Here is an 18,554-nt window from a genome sequence, read left to right on the forward strand (position 1 = left end):
GGCGTTAAAAGTTGTCAGACACCCCCCTTATCAAGGGGGGCAGGGGGGATCCCCCCGCCTATCGGCACCCCCCTTATCAAGGGGGGCAGGGGGGATCGAACCTAAAATCCATTTTTAATTTAATTATAACCAGCTACTTAAAAACTGATTATTTATTCCCCCTCGTGCATGAGTGCCTCTCCTGATATGTAGCCTATACTGTATGAATCAGTGTTATATTGGTAGCCAGGATGTGGGAAAAAGGCAAAGAAACGGTACAGACAATGAAGTTTATTCACTGGAAAAAGCAGCAGTTATTGATGATTTTTGTCCTAGCGCTGGCAATTTCAGTCGCGTGGGGGACAATTTTGCCTGTTTTTACTCAAAAGCTTCCTGCACCTAATCCCTGTAACCAACTTAGGGGAGATATTCAAAATCGGGCAAAAAAAGATGCAGAAGCTGACCGTTTGAACTTTTTTAATACTGATAAAAAGAAAAAGACAATTGGTGATATTTTAAATTTGTATAAAGAGGTAAATTCTCAAGCTTCTTGTTTTGCACAGGATGAATTATGGGATATCTATGAACAACAATATGATACTAATAAATATCCTGCCTGGATACCTGTGATTGTTATTCTTGTTTTGGGTGGTATTTTGTGGAATGTTATTAGTGATACCTTAAAAAAATGGCTCAATCAGTCTTTAGAAGCGATTAGTAAATGGATTTATAAAACCTTCGCTGGAACACCCTTATTTGAAAATATTGCTCTTAAAAAGTATCGACAAGCATTAATTGATAAATATCAAAAACTTAATATACCTTTTCGTCCTCATCGTCCCCTAGAAATGCGGGAGATTTATGTTTCTTTAAAAGCTTTTAAAGCGAGCGATCGCTCTTTGATTGAAGCAGAAAATGCGGTGCAAAAATACCGCCGCTTAGTGGTTAAAGGTGCGCCTGGTTCGGGGAAGTCGATGTTATTAAAGTATCTAGCACTTTCCTATTCAGAAGGACGATTCAAAAATTTATCGGATCGTCCCGTGCCAATTTTACTAGAATTAAATCGGCTCAATGACGCTAATTTGACAGTAGAAAAGTTAGAACAACATTTAGTAGAAGCTTGCGATCGCCATAATTTTCCCAAAGCTAATCGTTTCATCTCTCAAGGTTTAAAAGACGGACGTTTGCTGCTGCTTTTAGATGGGTTAGATGAGGTTAGTAGTAGCGTTCGCTCTTCTGTTGTTCGGTGTCTTAAGGACTTTTTAGAATTAGAAAATTATAAAAAATGTCGAGTAATTATTACCTGTCGGACGGCTGTTTATCATAATGAGTTTGTCGATAATACCGAGGAAACTTTAGAGATTGACGAATTTAGTGACCAACAAATGCGCCGCTTTTTGCAAGCTTGGAAGTCGGAAATGCCGCCAGAGAAATCAGTAGAACAATTGATTCAAAACTTGCGAGCTAAACCGAAAATTATGGCACTGGCGCGGAATCCCCTACTGTTAACAATCATCGCCTATCTCTATACGGATACTCCCTTCGTTTTACCTCATTCGCGAGCCGAATTTTACACTAAAGCTACTAATGTTTTATTAGAATTGCGCGATCAAGAAAGAAATATCCCTAATCAATATAGTGGTGTCAACAAGCGGCGAGTTCTGCAACATTTAGCACTCTATGCTCAGAATAGCGCTAATCGACAACAGCAAGATCGCCGCAGTCTTCTTGATTCTGAAGTATGGGAACAAGTTAAACAAGTCTTACCTTCATTAAATCTAGAGCCTAAAGAGGCTAATTCTATCGTTGATGAAATCGTCAAACGCAGTGGATTATTGCTTCGCATTGATGGCGGACAGCGTTATTATTTTCCTCATCTCACTCTACAAGAATATTTCGTGGCGGCAGCCTTAACAGACAGACAAGCTGAATTAATTCAAAAATGGCAAAATGCTTCTAGCGACTGGCTAGAAATTGTCAAGTTATGGTGTGGATTGGCAAACAATAGTACGGATTTAATTACGGCGGTATATCAACAAGATACACTGACAGCATTTGAATGTCTAGCAGATGCTCAAGAAGTAAAACCAGAAGTTGCTCAGGAGATTATAGATTATTTTAAGACACAATTGAGAACCGATGAATCAATTTGTAGTGCTTTTGGCTCAGTCGCGGCTGATTTTCGTCCTAGAGGGAAAGCATTATTTGATTTTTTAGTTGCTAGTTTAGATAATTCAGCCAGCCAAAAAGCAGCGGCTCAAGCCTTATCTGCCACTAATTTGCCTCAAGCAGTAGAAAAATTAGTTATTTACTATGATCCCAATCAACCCCATTTTATAGAAGTGCGAGAAGCCTTAATCAGAATGGGAGGTTTAGCAGTTAATCAACTAGAATCTTTAGCTCGAAAAGGCTCTATAGAAGCAATGGATGATCTAGTTAAAATTGCCATACCAGAAGCGGCTGAGGCACTTGAAAGATTGCAGGAAGATCCGAACTTAAGCGGAAAAGTAAGTTTTCGACTTGCAGCACTGTTGAAGCAGTTAGAAGATAGTCAAGCTGAACGCAATCGCACACCATCCTGAAGGAAAACTAATGCTATTCAGATTCATTCGCCGACTAAAAAATCGAGCCGTTAAACAAAAGCGCCAGCCACAAGAGGTAATCGAAACGGACTTAAATTGGATTTGGCAACCTTTTGAAAATTCAAGCAATTTTCAGTTCTCTGCTACTGTCAAGAAAGTTGCTGCTGCAATTATTGAAAGCTCTGCTGATGATATTCCCACAATCACTCTTGAAGTCGATCCTCGGTTAGTCATTCCTTTATGTGCGATTCAGTTACAAGATGAAATTAATCTAACTCAGTTAAGTTCTTTTAAAAATGAATTGGAATCGGTTTTACTTGAAAATTTAGACAATAAAATAGAGTTTGTTGATCGAGTTTTAAGTAAAATCACTCCAAAGCAGCGTTGGTTATATTTATTTAAGAGTCTGACACCTGAATTAAAATTTGCCTTACTGTTTCGCTTAATCAACTACCGCCGCCCCACAAGAAACGACTGGCGCAATCTTTTTGAAAAAATAGAATACGAGTTTAAAAAAGGCCGAGAATATCTAATTGTTTTAACTGTTGTCTTCTTGCTTTCTCTTGGATCTGTAATTGAAATATTCGCTATCATGTACAGTCAGCCAAAAAGTTGGGTTAATGGCTTGATGACAATCACAATTGTTGTTGTGCTGTGTTTTTTAATAGTTTTAGGGCGAGAAATTATAACCGAAGAAGATAAATCAGAGCTATCAGAGCCAACTTTATTGATGCAATTGGGCTTACTGGGACCCTGGACGTTTTGTCAGGAATGGTATCGGCTATTCAGAAAAAACCTAGTTTGGGAAGGGGTGACAGCTTTGTATGAGGCTACGGGTGTGGTTGTGGATGTGGCTTGGGTTGTGGCTCGGAATGGGGGTTGGGCTTTGACTTGGGCTTTGGCTGTGGCTGGGGTTGTGGCTGGGGTTGGGGCTGTGGCTGTGGTTGGGGCTGTGGCGTCGGCTGTGGCTGGGGCTGTGGCTGTGGCTTGGGCTGTGGCTGTGCCTGTGGTTATGGCTGTGGCTGCGGCTGTGGCTGTGCCTGTGGTTATGGCTGTGACTGGGGATGTGGCTGTGGCTGTGGCTTGCGCTGTGGCTGTGGCTGGGGTTGCGGCTATTGGCTATGGTTTGGGAATTTGGTATCTGGCTAAAGAAAAAACAGATTTAGGATGGGTGCGATTCTTGTCGATATTAGCTTTTCCCTGGTTTTGTTGGTTTCCCATTGTATTTGGGTTTACCTCTTTTGCTCTGTATCATCGCCTATCTTGGGAATGGCGATCAATATCCCTATTTTGGCTAGTTATCTTCGGATTTTGTGCTGTCCTTTGGGTGCGAGGTAAAGAATTAGAAGAAAAAGCCCGCAACCCCCTCAGAGGCGTTTTAGATGGGCAGTGATAGTCGCCCAAACAGTAATAAACTTGACGATGTTATAGAAATTCTTCTACTGTTGAGATACAGTGAACAGTAAACAATGAAATGATAACTGATAAGGGACTTGCGCTTTGATAATGTACCTTTTGGGCGAACGCAGTTCGCCCCTACATTGTGGGCAAAATCCGTTACTGTAGGGGCGCAAAGCTTGCGCCCTCCGATCGATTGGGATATTATTCCCACGCAAGTCCCTAAGCTGTTCGTAATTTAAATTGCTTGTTGAGACGAGGCAAAAGGCAAGAGGCAAAAGGCAACAGTAAAGGGATTGGGGGAGGTTCGGCTAATCTAAGAATAAGCGGTTTAAATGCGTCTTAGCTTAACTGTTTACTGTTTACTGTTTACTGAAAAGCCCCCATTGCCACTTCCCCACTTCCCCACTTCCCCACTTCCCAATTCATAATTTATAATTCATAATTCATAATTCCCACTCCCCCTCTCCTAACAATCGACTGCTAAGATCGAACAGAGCGATCGATCTCTCGCTCCCACGATACCTGATAAAACTATCTATGATCATTAAAAATAACCCCTATTATCGGGCTGTAATCGGCTTTTGGGTCGCTTTCCTTGTGTTTTGGGGTTTTGGGAGTTTCTCACCCCTTCTTGCCCAAGCGAAAGAGGAACCAGCCGATGTACAATCGATTACCCCCTACCTTAAGCAATTTCAACAAAAAATTACCGAATTTCGCCTCGACAACGGACTAAAATTCATTATCCTAGAAAATCGCGATGCCCCGGTTATTTCCTTTGTCACCTACGCGGATGTGGGGGGTGCCGATGAACCGGACGGTAAAACAGGAGTTGCCCACTTTTTGGAACATTTAGCCTTTAAAGGCACAAAAACCATCGGTACTACCGATTATCTTAGCGAGAAAAAAGTCCTCGATCGCCTTGAAGCTATAGACAAAGAACTGCAAGCGGCCAAAAAAGCGGGTAAAAGCGCAGAAGTGGCTAAATTAACGGAAGAATTTCAAAAAACTAAGGCAGAGTCCGAGAAATTCGTCCAACGCAACGAATACGGGCAAATTGTCGAAACTCAGGGAGGAGTCGGTTTAAATGCCACCACTTCCAGCGATGCAACTAGCTATTTTTACAGCTTCCCGTCGAATAAATTGGAATTATGGATGTCTTTGGAATCGGAACGATTTTTAGAACCGGTCTTCCAACGGGAATTTTACAAAGAAAAAGACGTAATTCTGGAAGAAAGACGGATGCGGACGGATAATAGCCCCTTGGGTCTATTAATCGAAGCTTTTCTCGATCAAGCTTATACTGTCCATCCCTACAAACGTCCCGTTATCGGCTACGATCGAGATATTCGCAATCTGGAACCCTCAGATATCCAAAACTTTTTCGATAAATTTTATCCTGCCAGTAATTTAACCATAGCTATCGCCGGGGATGTGGACCCAGAACAGGTCAAACAGTTAGCTAAAGTTTATTTTGGTCGTTTTCCCGCTAAACCGAAACCCCCCCAGGTGACGGTAGTGGAACCGAACCAAACCAAAACAAAGGAAATTACCCTAAAATTAGCCTCGCAGCCTTGGTATTTAGAAGGATACCATCGTCCCGCCCTCAATCATCCCGATCATGCGGTTTACGAGGTTATCGCCACTTTAATGAGTGAAGGAAGAACCTCGCGACTGTATAAAGCTTTAGTGGAGGACAAACAACTTGCCCTCGCTGCCCAGGGATTTAACGGTTTTCCGGGGGATAAATACCCGAATTTGCTGTTATTCTATGCTCTCAGCGCTCCTAATGTCAGCCTGGAGGAAGTAGCGCAGGGTTTGAATTTGGAATTGGAAAGATTGAAAAATGAACCGGTTTCGGAACAGGAATTAGAACGGGTTAAAAATCAACTACGGGCAGCCCTATTAAGAGGTCTTGATTCTAACATGGGCATGGCGCGATCCTTGATTGAATACGAGGTAAAAACCGGCGATTGGCGTAATTTATTCGCCCAATTAGATGCTTATAATGCTGTCACGGCAGCCGATATCCAACGGGTGGCTAAAGAGACTTTTACCCCCGAAAATCGCACTATTGGCCGAATTTTACCGAAATAGAGAGATGGGGAGATAGGCGATTTTTCAGTGAGCGGTATTAGGTGAGCATTCCCTGAAAAAAAGCTACCTTCTCTCCTCTTCTAGGTTCTGTGTGATAAGTTTAACTTACATGGGATCGATCTTTGTGTCCTTTGTGTCTTTGTGGTTCGTTCCACCCCCTCGCTAGGAGGAATGTATCTTAGAATACATTTTACCCACCAAATCCAAGAGAGCTCCTTCTCTCCTCCCCAGTGCCGTCTTAACAAGTAATTTAGATACCAGTTCATCACCCACTGCAGGATCGCAGAATCCAACCCAGTAAGACTCCAATACCACCAAAGCGGACAATTTGCCAAAAAACTTCCCCCAGCAGTCCGCGACGGATTCCTTCCCAGAATAGGCGCTTTAATTCCCCTTCTTTAAGTAAATTGCTTTCTAAAATTACCTCTAATTCTTGAATCTGTTCGCGAATTTGTACTAATTCCTTTTCTAGTTCAGGTAGGGGATTTTCGCGCCATTGGGGTTCTATTTGGCTAAATTGTGCCTCTAGGTCTTTTTTTTGCTGTTCTGCTTCGTTGATCTGTCGATAACGGTCTTTTAGTGATGCGATCGCCGCTTCGACTTCTTCAATCGCTTCGGTAAATTCTGCCGATTCATCGTTAGGGTAGGGGTTTTCTTCTAAGGACATGGACTCGATCCGATTGCCTGCGTCTAAACTATAGTTATAGACGATTTTACGGTTTTACGAAACCTTTTGATTATGATTCCATCCCCTGTCTCTTCCTCCTCTCAGACTGTTGATGATCTATCTACCCTGGAATTGGCGCGGATTTTGGCGGAACGTTTGGCAATCGCACCGATTGACTGGCATCGTCTGAAGGCCAACCGTAATGCTCGGGCTGCTGAACAATTGGGGACGGCTTTGGTGTTTTTATTAGATAATCAGCCAAAAGAAGCACTTCCTCGGCTACAACAGGCTACAGGCTGGCTCGATCGCTCGATTTCTGCTCCTCCCTGTCCTTCTCACGGTCATGGTCATTAATTCAACCAGCGTTCCTGTTTAATTTGTTTAGAAAGTTTCAGTTGGGTTCCTGTTTGATTCCAGTGAACTTGGTCGAAGATTTGATATAACATACACAGTCCTCGGCCATTTTCCGCTTCTTCAGGGGGAAAATTGGGGCAATCGCAACTACAGCCATGATGGTGACAACCTGGCGTAAATCCACCACCTTCGTCGGTAATTACCCAAGAATACTCGTCTTTACTGCTAGAAAATTGAACAACGACGGTTTTGCTGGGATCGAGATGATTACCGTGTTTAGCGGCATTAACTAAAGCTTCCTGCAATCCTAATCTAATTTCTGGTTCTAATTCTTCGGGAATACTAGCGGTCAATAAATCTAAAATCGGACAAAGATACAAGGTGGAAGCGAAACTCATGGTGTTCCAGCTTCGTTTGCTTGTTGGCAGTGAAATAGCAATCACGCGCTTTACCTCTAGCTTTTATTCAATGACTGTTCTCTTGCAGAAAGATTAAGGTCTCTTAACCGTCGATCTAGATGATTGCCATACCTAATGAGTCATATTTTGTCCCTTTTCTGTCTCTGAGATTGATTAGATATTTTTATGATTGATCTACAAACCAATCGAGAATCAAGGCCACTTTGAGCGGGTAATTAATCAAAAAAGTAGTTGACTGGAACGGATACTAATATGCTATAATTCTTAACCATTGACTTTTCAGCTATAAACGGCTAAAGTGTCTGGGTTTTCCTCCCATTTCATCCTACCATATTCGCTGTTTTTTGTCTAAGAAAAGCGACGCATTCGACGTGGGGAGTTTGGGGAAAGAAATCAGCTGTTTGCACTTCTAGCAGTTGATAATCGCCTGTTTGACAGAGATATTGCAAGTCTCTGGCTAAAGTTGCACTTTGACAACTTATATAAACAATGCGTTGACTTTGCAGCTGTAACAAACTATCAAGGACAGAGCGATCGCAACCTTTGCGGGGCGGATCGAGTAGAATAATGTCGGGTTTAACTGTCAGTTGCGGTAAAGTTTTTTCTACTGCCCCTAAAATAAAGGTTGTGTTGGTAATATTATTTAATTGGGCGTTAATCTTGGCTCGATCGAGGGAAAAGCTATAGGATTCTAGTCCAATCACCTCTTTAACCCGTTTAGCGAGGGGTAAAGTAAAAGTACCGATACCACAGTAAGCATCAATAAGAATTTCTTCACCTTTAAGCTCTAATTTCTGGCAAATAAGCGCCAATAAAGCTTCAGCAGCCTCTGTATTAATCTGAAAAAAGGTATCGGCAGCCAATTGATAGGTTAATCCGGCGAACTTTTCGTTAATATAGTCCCTTCCGGCGATAGTTGTGGTCTGAGTGCCAAAAATAGCATTACCTCGATCGGGGTTATAATTCAGGGTTACACCGACTAAATTGCCGTATTTTGCCAGCCATTGCCGCGCTTGGGTCTCAATTCCCTGTAAATTATGATCGGTACTAATCAGGGTTAATAAAATTTCTCCCGTGTGGCGGCCAATTCTTAGGGATAAATGGCGTAATTGTCCTTGATGGGTCTTTTCATCGTAAATTGACCAGCCTTGCTCCTGAATATCCTGTTTTATCTCTGCTAGAAACGGATTTAAAGCCTGATCTTGAATTGGACATTGATTGAGATTAATCAGATGATGGCTGCCGCGACGATAATAACCTGCTTGCACATTGCCGGTGGGGGAAAATCCGAGGGGATAGGTAGCTTTATTGCGATAAGCGAGGGGAGAATTACCGGTGAGGGGAGGATAAACCAAAGGATCGGTAAAACCGCCAATTCTGGTTAATACCTCTTGTACTTGCTCTTTTTTGACCTGCAGCTGAAATTGATCCTCGATGTGTTGCCATTGACAGCCACCACATTTATCGGCAACGATGCAGCGGGGCCGGATACGATGGGGAGAAGCTTGTAGAATAGTTTGTAGTTTGCCGATCGCATGACTTTTTTTGATATAGGTGATGCGAGTTTGAATGCGATCGCCAATAACCGTATCTGGTACAAAAATCACCTGTCCTCGGTATTTTCCCACACCTTCGCCCGTATGGTTGAGGTCGGTAATCTCGATCTCGATTAAATCACCTTGTTGCATAGTTAGGGAAACCAGTTTTCATCCAGGGTTTCTGCTGGGGTAATAATGACTTCTATGGGAATTTCTCGCTTGCTCAATTTCGAGACTATTTGTCTAGCTTTTCCATAACAAGAATCGAAATTTTCGAGGAGATAAGGTTTTAAGCTAGGACTGTCTTCCAGCAGATCGGCAATTTGAACTCGAAAATTAATAATTTCCGCTTCCCATTGATTAGCATTATACTCTCTTTCTGTCTGCCAATAAATTAACTTGAGCAGATGAGCTAATAATTGAATTAACAAACTTTTGAGAGCGTGTCGATTATTTTTTCCCATACTTGCTAATTCCTCGATCAGATTAGTCCAGTCAACCGAAGCAAAATCCTCCTGTCGTAATTGGTTAACGGTTGTCTCGATCCATAGCTGAAAATCTCGATCGTATAAGCTGATCTTCGAGATCGGTATTTGAGCGGTCATGGGAGGTAAACAGTAAAAACAATCTAACTCTATTCTACAATCAAAAGTTAATTTTTCTAAAATCCTAGATCAGCTTTGGCAATTTTGGCCGCCGCCAAAACTTCCTCATCGGGTAATTCTCGCCAGTCGGTCGCACCTATTTCAGTATAGAATTTTTGATCGTAGGCGCGAGTACGAATTACTACCGGCATAGGGACCGCATGACCTAAAACTAAAGCTTGTTGTTTTGAGTCTAATTTCGCTAAAACTGATCGCAAACTTCCCCCTCCAGAAACCCCAGTAAATATGGCTTCGATGTCCTTTTCATCGTTTAATAAACAGGTGATTCTCGTCCCTACCTGAGACATAACTTCGTTATCAATTCCTGAAGGTCTTTGATCGACAATTAAGAGAGTAACAAAGTATTTTCGCATCTCCCTGGCGATAGTTCCAAAGATAGTTTGATGTACCACAGCAGAATCGAGAAATCGATGAGCTTCTTCAATGGTAATCACTAACTGTTGCGGCCGATCAACGGGGTTTTTAGTTTGTAAAAAATATTCAGCTTTTTTAACATAATTAGCATGAATCCGACGGGTGATCATATTGGTGGCTAACATATAGGAAAGCATATTACTTTGGGAGCCAAATTCAATGACAACGTGCTTACCCGCATCTAAAGCTTGTAAAACCTGATCGATATAATTGTGAGGACAAGAACTTCTTAAATATTTCAAACTATCTAGACGCATTAATTTTCTCTGGAGGGACATGATTGATCCCGCATGGCCTTGTTTTTCCGTACAGAAGATTTTAATATCCTCGTTACTCATATTTAATAACTGAGTAATCCAAGATTCTCCATACTCGTTATAGAGAATATTGGCATTATCTAAACTAGCTTCCGAGATGCCTAATTCCCGACCGATTAAACGAATATCTTCGATTTCAATTTGATTATAACTTAAGAATAATTCCTGCGCTCCTCGTACTCCCCGGCGTTTGGTAGAATCGGGATCGAGGGTATAAATTTCTACCTGTCCGGGGAATAATTGACATAATCCTTTCACCGTAGAAACCTCCTTCCCCTCTTTCATCGCTTCCCAACCGTATTCCGAGTGCATATCAAACATGAGGTTAACCCCTGCTTGTTTGCGAATAATGCCCGAAATTAGTAATCTGGTTAAAAAGGATTTTCCCGTCCCGGATTTGCCAAAAACACCGTTACTACGTTCCACAAAGCGATCGAGATTAATACATATTGGCACGTCCATGTCAAGGGGTTGACCAATAGCAAAATTCTTTCTGGTGGGATCATCTTCCCAACCGAAAACCATGCGAAAATCCTGCTCACAAGCTTCATAAACTTGGCTAAAATGCGCGGGAATAGTTTTAACTGGCAGTAATTCTAAATCGGCGCTAGTTTGGGGTTGAAAAGAGCCTAAGGAAGTGTCGGAAACTGCCGGGGAATTACCTCCCGTCGGAGTAAACATGAGCATAGGCGATAGTTCAATAGTACCATAAGTACCGCTACCCGCTAAAACATCGCGCATAAAACTATCATCGGGATGGGGAGGATTCGCGATAATTCGGGGACTGGAGTTACCCAGGGAGACATCGGTGAGGAGACAGAAAAAACGCGAGCGAGTGCCTTGCACCACTAAAAACTTACCGACGCGCATATCTTCTACCGAAATATCCGGATAAAGACGGATTTCTAAACCTTCACTCAGGGAACCTTGAATAACCGATCCGAGGGGCTGTTCACTCATGCTAACCTTGATTTGTGGCGATCTATCTCCCTATTCTGTCACTTTTCCGTTAATCGGTGCAAACTCGATCGGGTACAGTCATCAGTGATCAGTAAACAGTAATCAGTGAACTTAAAACTCAAAACTAATAACTGATAACTGATAAAGGGGTTTAAGAAAAAAAATCGGGTTGATCAACGGGAAGCAAGGAAATAGCCAAGGGAGAAGAGAATGCCACTAAAAAAGTGAAGATTAACCGCTATAAACTTGCAGTTACTGACTAGCTGAGGTTGGTCGTGATTTTGGTTAACGTGGTGGACTAATTGCCAAGCGAAAGGGAGACTAAGGAAGATTAAGAGGGTGAGAGGGGGATAAACTTGCAGCAGGACAAAAACTACCGTTAAAACGTAAACGAGAACCGTCACTACGGTTAAAACTCTAGAACCTTTTAAAGTACCTAAACGAGCAATAGGTGATTTTTTACCCGCTTTGAGATCATCGGCAACTTGATGGAAATGGGAACAAAAAAGGATGATAGAAGTGGTAATCCCGATAATAATTGAAGCTGCTAGACTAGAGACAGAAAAAGCACCCACTTGGGAATAGTAGGCAGCCGCAATCGCCAAGGGTCCAAAAGTAAAGAAACAGATAATTTCACCTAATCCTTGATAACCGAGACGGAAGGGAGGCCCTTGATAGGTATAGCCCAAAAAACAGCAGAGGGCGATTAATTCTAGGATAGTCCAATCGCCTCGCCAATAACTAATAGCAAAAATGCCAGCAATACCGACTAATAGAAAAAGATTACTGAGCCAGAAAATTAAAGATTTATTGCCAGTTAAATTAACGATCGAATGTGCCTTATTAACATCGATCCCGGTATCGGCATCAAAAACATCATTACTGAGATTTAACCAAGCGAGAATTAAAATAGCTGAGAGGATAAAAGTGGCAAAAATCGGCAGGGAAAATTGACCTGTTTCCTGATAAGCGATCGCTGTTCCCAAAATAATCGGTATAATCGCCACACTATACATTGGTGGTTTCAGGGCTGCTAACCAGAGTTTTTTGGGTGAGGGAGTGGTGATAGTATCGGTGGTCATAGCTGAATAATAATCAGGAAAACTCGATCGCTCTAGGGATAAAAAACGAGGGTTTAAGGTAGAATTATAGCTTTTTGTGCCTCCACTAGAAAGGCGGCATTTCCTATTTGTGATGATAAACAGAAGTTATTAAAAATGGTAGGAGTGCAGGGGATGCGCCCAAAATTTCCTATAGGGTGTTATTCTCTAGACGATAAGCTGAAAATTCCTATAACTTTCCTAGCCACCGATGAGAGCGATCGCTAAAGATGATATTCTTTATATTCACCATGAGGATGTGCCAGTTTATAAAAAAGGCGGTTCGGTGGTGAGAAATAGTTATTTTTGGGCGCTAAAATCGATCGCCTGTGGAGCGCGTCGGGGACAGGATTGGGAGTTCGATGCACAGGTGTGGGTGGCGCTGGTGCGGATGTTGCTCTGTTTTGCCAATTCTGGCTATTTGGGGGATGGTGAGACAATTTTAGAGTTTACTGTCGATTGTCCTATTCCCGAACCTTTACGGGGGATATCTACTTACTTATAGCCTCGCTGAGATAGTTAGCGGTGGATTCCACTAGGGGAATAGTATTTTCGTATAACATTCGCGTCGGTCCGATAATGCCGACACTACCGACGGGAGTATCTCCCTGTTTATAAAAAGCGGAGATAAGAGTACAAGGGCGCATGGATTCCAGAGGATTTTCGGAACCAATGGTGATTTTGACTTTTTTAGCTGATTTTTCTAGTTCTGGTCTTTGTAAAATCAGGGGTAAAAGGCGATCCTGTTCTGCTTCCAATAGATGCAGTAACATTTGTACTTGTTGCCATTGGGCGAATTCTGGCTGTCGAATGACTTCAGCGACACCATGGACGATAATCTCTGGGATGGCAGTGGATTGGAGACTAGCGCTGATTTCTTGGCTTAATTGTTGGAGAAAATGAGTATAACGGGTAAATTCTCGCTCGATTTGCTGCCAATCGAGGTTAATTAAATCTGCCAAGCAATAACCTTTTAATTTTTCCCCGAGAAAATTAGAGAGGATTTGTAATTCTTCTGCTAATCCATCCTCCTTGTCCGTTGCCATAGACTCGGGAATCTCTATCATAACCGAGCGTGTTTGTAAACTATCTGTAACAATAATTAACATGATCTGCCGGTTCGAGACAGGGATTAATTGCAGATGACGCAGGGTATTAGTGAGGGTGTGGGGAAGGGTAACGATAGCGATATAACCGCTTAAACCGGCTAAAAATTGGGTGGCCCGTTGCAGCAGACTTTCGAGACTCCAAGCGGGAGATTTAGCGTTTTTATGCAGATAATAGCCGATTTTTTCGCCGATACGGTCATCGGGAGTCATTAACTCATCAACGTAGAGACGATAACCCCAATCGGAGGGAATGCGTCCGGAGGAAGTGTGGGGTTGATAGAGTAAACCTTCTTTTTCTAGTTTACCGAGAGCATTGCGAATCGTGGCGGAACTAACCGTAAATTTGTACTCCTCTAGCAGAGTTTTCGAGCCAACCGGTTCGGCTGTGGCGATATAATGTTGGATTGTCGCCTTTAAGATATGTTGATAGCGATCGCTGAGATGGGTTCTAGCGGACATAGGGGGATAATCTTAACAAAAGATTTATAACATTTTTCTAGACAGTATAACGCTTATTCAGTTATCAGTAATCAGTAATCAGTTATCAGTAGTCAGTCCTCCGTGGGGAGAAAGGGGATAGTTTACCCCTCTCTTTTCCCGATGGGGGCTATAAAAATTAGTAACGGGGAATATTAGGATCGACGAGGAGGGAATAAGCATCGATGCCACCGTTAATATTTTTAACATTAGTAAAACCCTGACTTTGTAGCCATTGGCACATTTGCAGGGATCTCATGCCATGGTGACAGATAACGAGGGTTTCCGCTTGGGGGTTGAATTGGGTGGCAATAGTGGGCGACCATTCTTGGTATTGACTCAAGGGTAAAATGGTAAAAGTGGCCACAGATGCGATCGCAACTTCCTCGGGTTCGCGCACGTCAATAAGTTGTAAATTAGGATCATGATCAGCTAAACGGAGAGCGAGTTCATGGACGCTAATTTCGGGAATGCTCATAGATTTGGTCTTAAGAATCGGTTATCTTTCCTTTAGAGTAGCAAATCGGGGGACCCTGAGCAGTTAGGTACTTGCGTAGGAATAATATCGCGGCCAAGTGGGGGGATTGGGTCAGTGCCAGAGCGGGGGGGTGATATAATGGGGAAAGGGCGGGCATTGAAGACATTGATGCTTTTTAGTACGCCGATTAATCGACAAGCTGAATTTCGATGAATATTGAACAAGCCGTTATCGAAAACTTGCGAAAACTTCCTTTAGAAAAACAACAAGAAGTCTTAAACTTCAGCCAATTTCTAACTCAGAAAACTTCGCCAAAAATTGAAGAGATGACCTCCCACGAAAAAGCAGAAGATTGGCTAAAATTTCTGGAAAGTCAACCCAAAGATACCCCCGGATTACCCGATGAAGCCTTAGGGCGTGAAACTATCTATGACTAATGGCTAACTATCTATTTGATACCAATATTTTACTGAGGCTGAGTGACAGAATTTCCGCTAATTATGCCCTGGCAAGAGATGCGACTTATATTTTAATAGATCAAGGACATAAATGCTGCTTGACCTCACAAATTATCATTGAGTTTTGGGTAGTTGCCACCCGTCCTACTGGGGTTAATGGGTTAGGCTGGACTCCTGAAAGAACTAAAAATCAAATCAATCAATTTCTGAACAGATTCACTGTCCTTGAAGAAACGCCAGAGATATTTACCCTTTGGTTTCAATTAGTCAGTGACTATAACATCAAGGGAAAAAGGACTCACGATATTAGGCTTCTGGCTGTTATGAAAGCTCATAATATCACCCATTTATTAACCTTTAATCCTGATGACTTTCTTCCCCTTCCTAATATCATCATCGTTCAGCCGCAAGACTTCCTTAATCCCTAATAGAACATTACCTATCACTGTACTGTATTCTCCCCCCACTCCCCCACTCCCCCACTCCCTTCTCCCCAGCTTATGATTCCCCTACAATTAACCCTAAAAAATTTTCTCAGTTATCGCGAGGCAGTGCTAGATTTTCGCGGATTACATACTGCCTGTATTTGTGGTGCCAATGGTGCGGGAAAATCCTCTTTACTCGAAGCAATTACTTGGGCAATTTGGGGAGAAAGTCGCGTCTCGATTGCTGATGATGTGATTCATGCGGGCAGCGATTATGCGCGGGTAGATTTCGAGTTTAGTTATGGGGGAGAAATCTATAAAATTATCCGTAGTCGTCACCGGGGAGGGAAAGCTTCTGGTTTAGATTTTCAGGTGATCAATGATCAAAGTTTTCGTCCTTTATCGGGTAAAAGTATTAAAGATACCCAAGCGCAGATTAATACTTATCTAAAAATAGACCATAAAACTTTCATTAATTCTGCTTATTTACGACAGGGACAAGCGGACGAGTTTATGAAACAGCCTCCCAGTGGTCGTAAACAAATTTTAGCAGAATTATTACAACTTGATCGCTATGAAATTTTAGCTAATAAAGCCAAGGATATATCGAAACAATTTGATGGACAATCCCTCCAGATCGAGCAGCAAGTAGAAACTATCAAACTCCGTCTTCAGGAGAAAAATTCTTATCAGGAACACCTGCAAGAGTTAAGCACCCAAATTAACCAAATTAATCAAGAACAAGAGGTAAATAATTGGCGTTTACAGCAACTACAAGGGGAAGAAAATCAGCGTCAGAATTGGGAAAAACAGCTGCAGTGGCAAAGAGAACAGGAGAGAGGTCTATTAGCAGAAATTGAGAGATTAGACTGGGAAAAAGTTAGTCTAGACAATCAATTAAATCAAATAAGGACTATTCTTCATCGCAAAAATGACATTATTACCGCACACGAGCGCCTACTGAATTTAGACCAGAAAGAAGCACGTTTGTCAAGTCAATTGCAAGCTTGGCAACAGGCCCAGTATGATAAACAACAATTAGAACAGAAATTACAGCAAAAAATTAACGAATTTACCCTTCCCATCCAACAAACGAGCGCTCGTTTAGAAGAATTGCGAAGACAGGAACAAGAAACTCAAAAAATTATCGAGCAAGCGGGGGATATTCAAGCAGGATTAGAGAAGTTAAATTATCATCGTCAACGTCTTCAGGAATTGGATAGATTAGCTTTAAAATATGCTCCTTTAAATAGCCGAAAAGCTGATCTAAATATGCAGTTGGAACGGGAAAAAGCCAGGATTAATGCTCGTCGGGAACAACTGCAAAGAAATCGGCAACAATTAGAGACAGAAATCGCTCGTATTCCGCTGCTAAGAGAGGAAGCTCTCAATTTAGCCAAGCGAATTAAGGAACTAGATAAAAAACAAACCTATTGTGAACGAGTGGAAGAAAAAGAAACGGTTAAACAAGTGGATAAAAAAAGTTTATTGGAGCAACAGAAAAGATATGAAGAACAACTTTTAGAGTTAACTGATAAATTGGAAAAGTTAAATATTCCCGATTCGGTTTGTCCTTTGTGTGAACAGAATTTAGACAGTCATCACCGTCATCAGGTAATCAGAAAAACCCATCAACATCAAGAACAAATTCAAGAGCAAATCTGGTCCCTACAGGAACAGATGGCAGACTGCGATCGAGATTTAAAACGTTTACGCGAGGAATTAGCCCAAATTAAACAAGAATTGCCAGTAAGATCGAATCTACAACAAAAATATGTGCAGTTGGAAGTCAAGTTAGAAACTATTGAAGAAAAGGAAATAGAACTAGAGAAAACCGAGGAGATACTTGTGGAGTTAGAAGCACTTTTACGCAGTGGCAATTATGCCTTAGAACTACAGCAAGAATTGCAAATTGTCAATCAAGAAATCGCCTTATTAAATTATGATGAACAAAGTCATGCTTTAGTCAGAGGAGAAGAAAAAAGATGGCGTTGGGCAGAAATTCAAGAATCAGAACTTAAGCAAGCAAACCGTCGTTTATCTAATATCAAGGCTGAGAAACCTAATTTAATTAACCAATTAGCTAAACTAGAACAAGAGAAGCAAGAACTAGGTCAAAATTCCCCACTTAAACAGGAAATTGAACGCTTAGAAAAGCTTATTCAAAACTTAAATTATGATCGCAGTGAACATCAGAATATTCAAAATCTGATTCGACAATTACAGGGGGTAAGATTACAGTATCAAGACTGGCAACAAGCGGAAAAAATTTATCCAGAAATAGCCGCTAAAATCGCTGACATTGAGCAAAGATTACAGCTGCGAAATGAGGATCACCAAAAGATAAATCAGGAGTTAGCAAATATTATTCAAAAGATTGGTACTTTGACCGACTATCGCCAAGAAATAGCCGCATTATCGACTAATATTCAACAGCGGAGACAGATAATTGATGGATTGCTCTCCCAAAAAGGTCGGGTTGAGGAGAAGTTACATCAACTGGAAACTTTAGGTAAACAACTGACAGAAAAAGAGAGCGATTTAGCTAAAGTTAAAAAACAATATAGAGTTCATAAAGAGTTAGCCCTAGCTTTCGGCAAAAATGGTTTACAAACTCTGATGATTGAGAATGTTTTACCAGAGTTAGAAGCACAAACTAATCATATCTTAGCTCGCTTAACTGGTAATCAATTTCATGTGCAGTTTTTAACCCAAAAAAGCGGTAAAGGTACGAAGAAACAGCGAGAAAAGTTAATCGATACTTTAGACATTATTATTGGTGATACCCGGGGATCCCGTCCCTACGAAACCTATTCAGGAGGGGAAGCTTTTCGGATTAATTTCTCGATTCGATTAGCTTTAGCGAGATTATTGGCACAAAGAGCCGGAACAGCTCTACAAATGCTCATTGTTGACGAAGGATTCGGAACTCAGGATGCGGAAGGATGCGATCGCTTAATTGCGGCAATTAACGCTATATCCGCCGATTTTGCCTGTATTTTGACTGTAACTCATATGCCCCAATTTAAAGAAGCTTTTCAACATCGCATCGAAGTCCGCAAAACCGAACAGGGTTCCCAATTGATGTTATTATCCTAGGAAAAATATTGATATAAA

Annotated in this window: 16 protein-coding genes; 8 read left to right on the forward strand and 8 right to left on the reverse strand. The window is 41.7% G+C overall.

Going from position 1 to position 18,554, the window contains the following annotated elements; genetic code table 11:
* Positions 1–230 precede the first annotated feature (230 nt).
* From O9323_RS17610 to O9323_RS17620, 3 genes are all read left to right on the forward strand, one after another.
* Positions 231–2,561 (forward strand): NACHT domain-containing protein, encoded by a 2,331-nt coding sequence (locus tag O9323_RS17610; protein ID WP_288125488.1) that lies wholly within the window; start codon positions 231–233, stop codon positions 2,559–2,561.
* 10 nt (positions 2,562–2,571) lie between these two features.
* Positions 2,572–3,954, forward strand: coding sequence for a hypothetical protein (locus O9323_RS17615; RefSeq protein ID WP_288125489.1), 1,383 nt, complete (start codon positions 2,572–2,574; stop codon positions 3,952–3,954).
* 545 nt (positions 3,955–4,499) lie between these two features.
* Positions 4,500–6,056 (forward strand): M16 family metallopeptidase, encoded by a 1,557-nt coding sequence (locus O9323_RS17620; RefSeq protein WP_002750375.1) that lies wholly within the window; start codon positions 4,500–4,502, stop codon positions 6,054–6,056.
* A 265-nt stretch (positions 6,057–6,321) separates the two neighbouring features.
* Here O9323_RS17620 and O9323_RS17625 read toward each other — a convergent pair whose 3' ends face one another.
* Complete coding sequence (locus O9323_RS17625) at positions 6,322–6,723, reverse strand: sll0565 family protein (protein WP_002735395.1); 402 nt, start codon at positions 6,721–6,723, stop codon at positions 6,322–6,324.
* 72 nt (positions 6,724–6,795) lie between these two features.
* On the opposite strand from O9323_RS17625, the gene O9323_RS17630 reads away from it, so the two are divergent.
* Positions 6,796–7,077, forward strand: coding sequence for a DUF6439 family protein (locus O9323_RS17630; RefSeq protein WP_271952968.1), 282 nt, complete (start codon positions 6,796–6,798; stop codon positions 7,075–7,077).
* On the opposite strand, the gene O9323_RS17635 is transcribed toward O9323_RS17630, so the two are convergent.
* From O9323_RS17635 to menA, 5 genes are all read right to left on the reverse strand, one after another.
* The gene (locus tag O9323_RS17635) at positions 7,074–7,475 is read right to left on the reverse strand and encodes an ATP-binding protein (protein ID WP_002735716.1); all 402 of its coding nucleotides are present in this window, start codon (positions 7,473–7,475) and stop codon (positions 7,074–7,076) included. The genes O9323_RS17630 and O9323_RS17635 overlap by 4 nt on opposite strands.
* 341 nt (positions 7,476–7,816) lie before the next feature.
* Complete coding sequence (gene rlmD / locus O9323_RS17640; RefSeq protein WP_288125490.1) at positions 7,817–9,184, reverse strand: 23S rRNA (uracil(1939)-C(5))-methyltransferase RlmD; 1,368 nt, start codon at positions 9,182–9,184, stop codon at positions 7,817–7,819.
* 2 nt (positions 9,185–9,186) lie between these two features.
* A complete protein-coding gene (locus O9323_RS17645; RefSeq protein ID WP_149106359.1) occupies positions 9,187–9,639 on the reverse strand; it encodes a DUF29 domain-containing protein in 453 nt (150 codons plus the stop codon).
* Between the two features lie 56 nt (positions 9,640–9,695).
* Positions 9,696–11,390 carry a helicase HerA domain-containing protein gene (locus O9323_RS17650; protein WP_002737662.1) on the reverse strand — a complete coding sequence of 565 codons (1,695 nt, stop codon included), beginning with the start codon at positions 11,388–11,390 and terminating at the stop codon, positions 9,696–9,698.
* A gap of 173 nt (positions 11,391–11,563) precedes the next feature.
* Complete coding sequence (gene menA, locus O9323_RS17655; protein WP_288125491.1) at positions 11,564–12,472, reverse strand: 2-carboxy-1,4-naphthoquinone phytyltransferase; 909 nt, start codon at positions 12,470–12,472, stop codon at positions 11,564–11,566.
* A gap of 229 nt (positions 12,473–12,701) precedes the next feature.
* Here menA and O9323_RS17660 point away from each other — a divergent pair, with 229 nt between their 5' ends.
* On the forward strand, positions 12,702–12,995 hold the full coding sequence (locus O9323_RS17660) for a hypothetical protein (RefSeq protein WP_002735877.1): 294 nt from the start codon (positions 12,702–12,704) through the stop codon (positions 12,993–12,995).
* Here O9323_RS17660 and hrcA read toward each other — a convergent pair.
* Together hrcA and O9323_RS17670 are read right to left on the reverse strand one after the other, a co-directional pair.
* Positions 12,982–14,058 (reverse strand): heat-inducible transcriptional repressor HrcA, encoded by a 1,077-nt coding sequence (gene hrcA / locus O9323_RS17665; protein WP_193979460.1) that lies wholly within the window; start codon positions 14,056–14,058, stop codon positions 12,982–12,984. The genes O9323_RS17660 and hrcA overlap by 14 nt on opposite strands.
* A gap of 157 nt (positions 14,059–14,215) precedes the next feature.
* Positions 14,216–14,554, reverse strand: coding sequence for a rhodanese-like domain-containing protein (locus tag O9323_RS17670; protein ID WP_288125492.1), 339 nt, complete (start codon positions 14,552–14,554; stop codon positions 14,216–14,218).
* Positions 14,555–14,763: 209 nt separating this feature from the next.
* Between O9323_RS17670 and O9323_RS17675 the strand changes: the two genes are divergently transcribed.
* The 3 genes from O9323_RS17675 to sbcC all read left to right on the forward strand — a co-directional run bounded on the left by O9323_RS17675 (position 14,764) and on the right by sbcC (position 18,536).
* The gene (locus O9323_RS17675; RefSeq protein WP_288125493.1) at positions 14,764–14,991 is read left to right on the forward strand and encodes a hypothetical protein; all 228 of its coding nucleotides are present in this window, start codon (positions 14,764–14,766) and stop codon (positions 14,989–14,991) included.
* Positions 14,991–15,440: a type II toxin-antitoxin system VapC family toxin gene (locus O9323_RS17680; RefSeq protein ID WP_288125494.1), complete on the forward strand. Its 450-nt coding sequence runs from the start codon at positions 14,991–14,993 to the stop codon at positions 15,438–15,440. Before O9323_RS17675 ends, O9323_RS17680 begins: the two co-directional genes overlap by 1 nt.
* A 72-nt stretch (positions 15,441–15,512) precedes the next feature.
* Positions 15,513–18,536, forward strand: a complete 3,024-nt coding sequence (sbcC, locus tag O9323_RS17685) for an exonuclease subunit SbcC (RefSeq protein WP_288125495.1) — start codon at positions 15,513–15,515, stop codon at positions 18,534–18,536.
* Positions 18,537–18,554: the final 18 nt, after the last annotated feature.

This window comes from Microcystis sp. LE19-131.1A (assembly GCF_027532015.1).
GTDB lineage: Bacteria > Cyanobacteriota > Cyanobacteriia > Cyanobacteriales > Microcystaceae > Microcystis > Microcystis ichthyoblabe_A.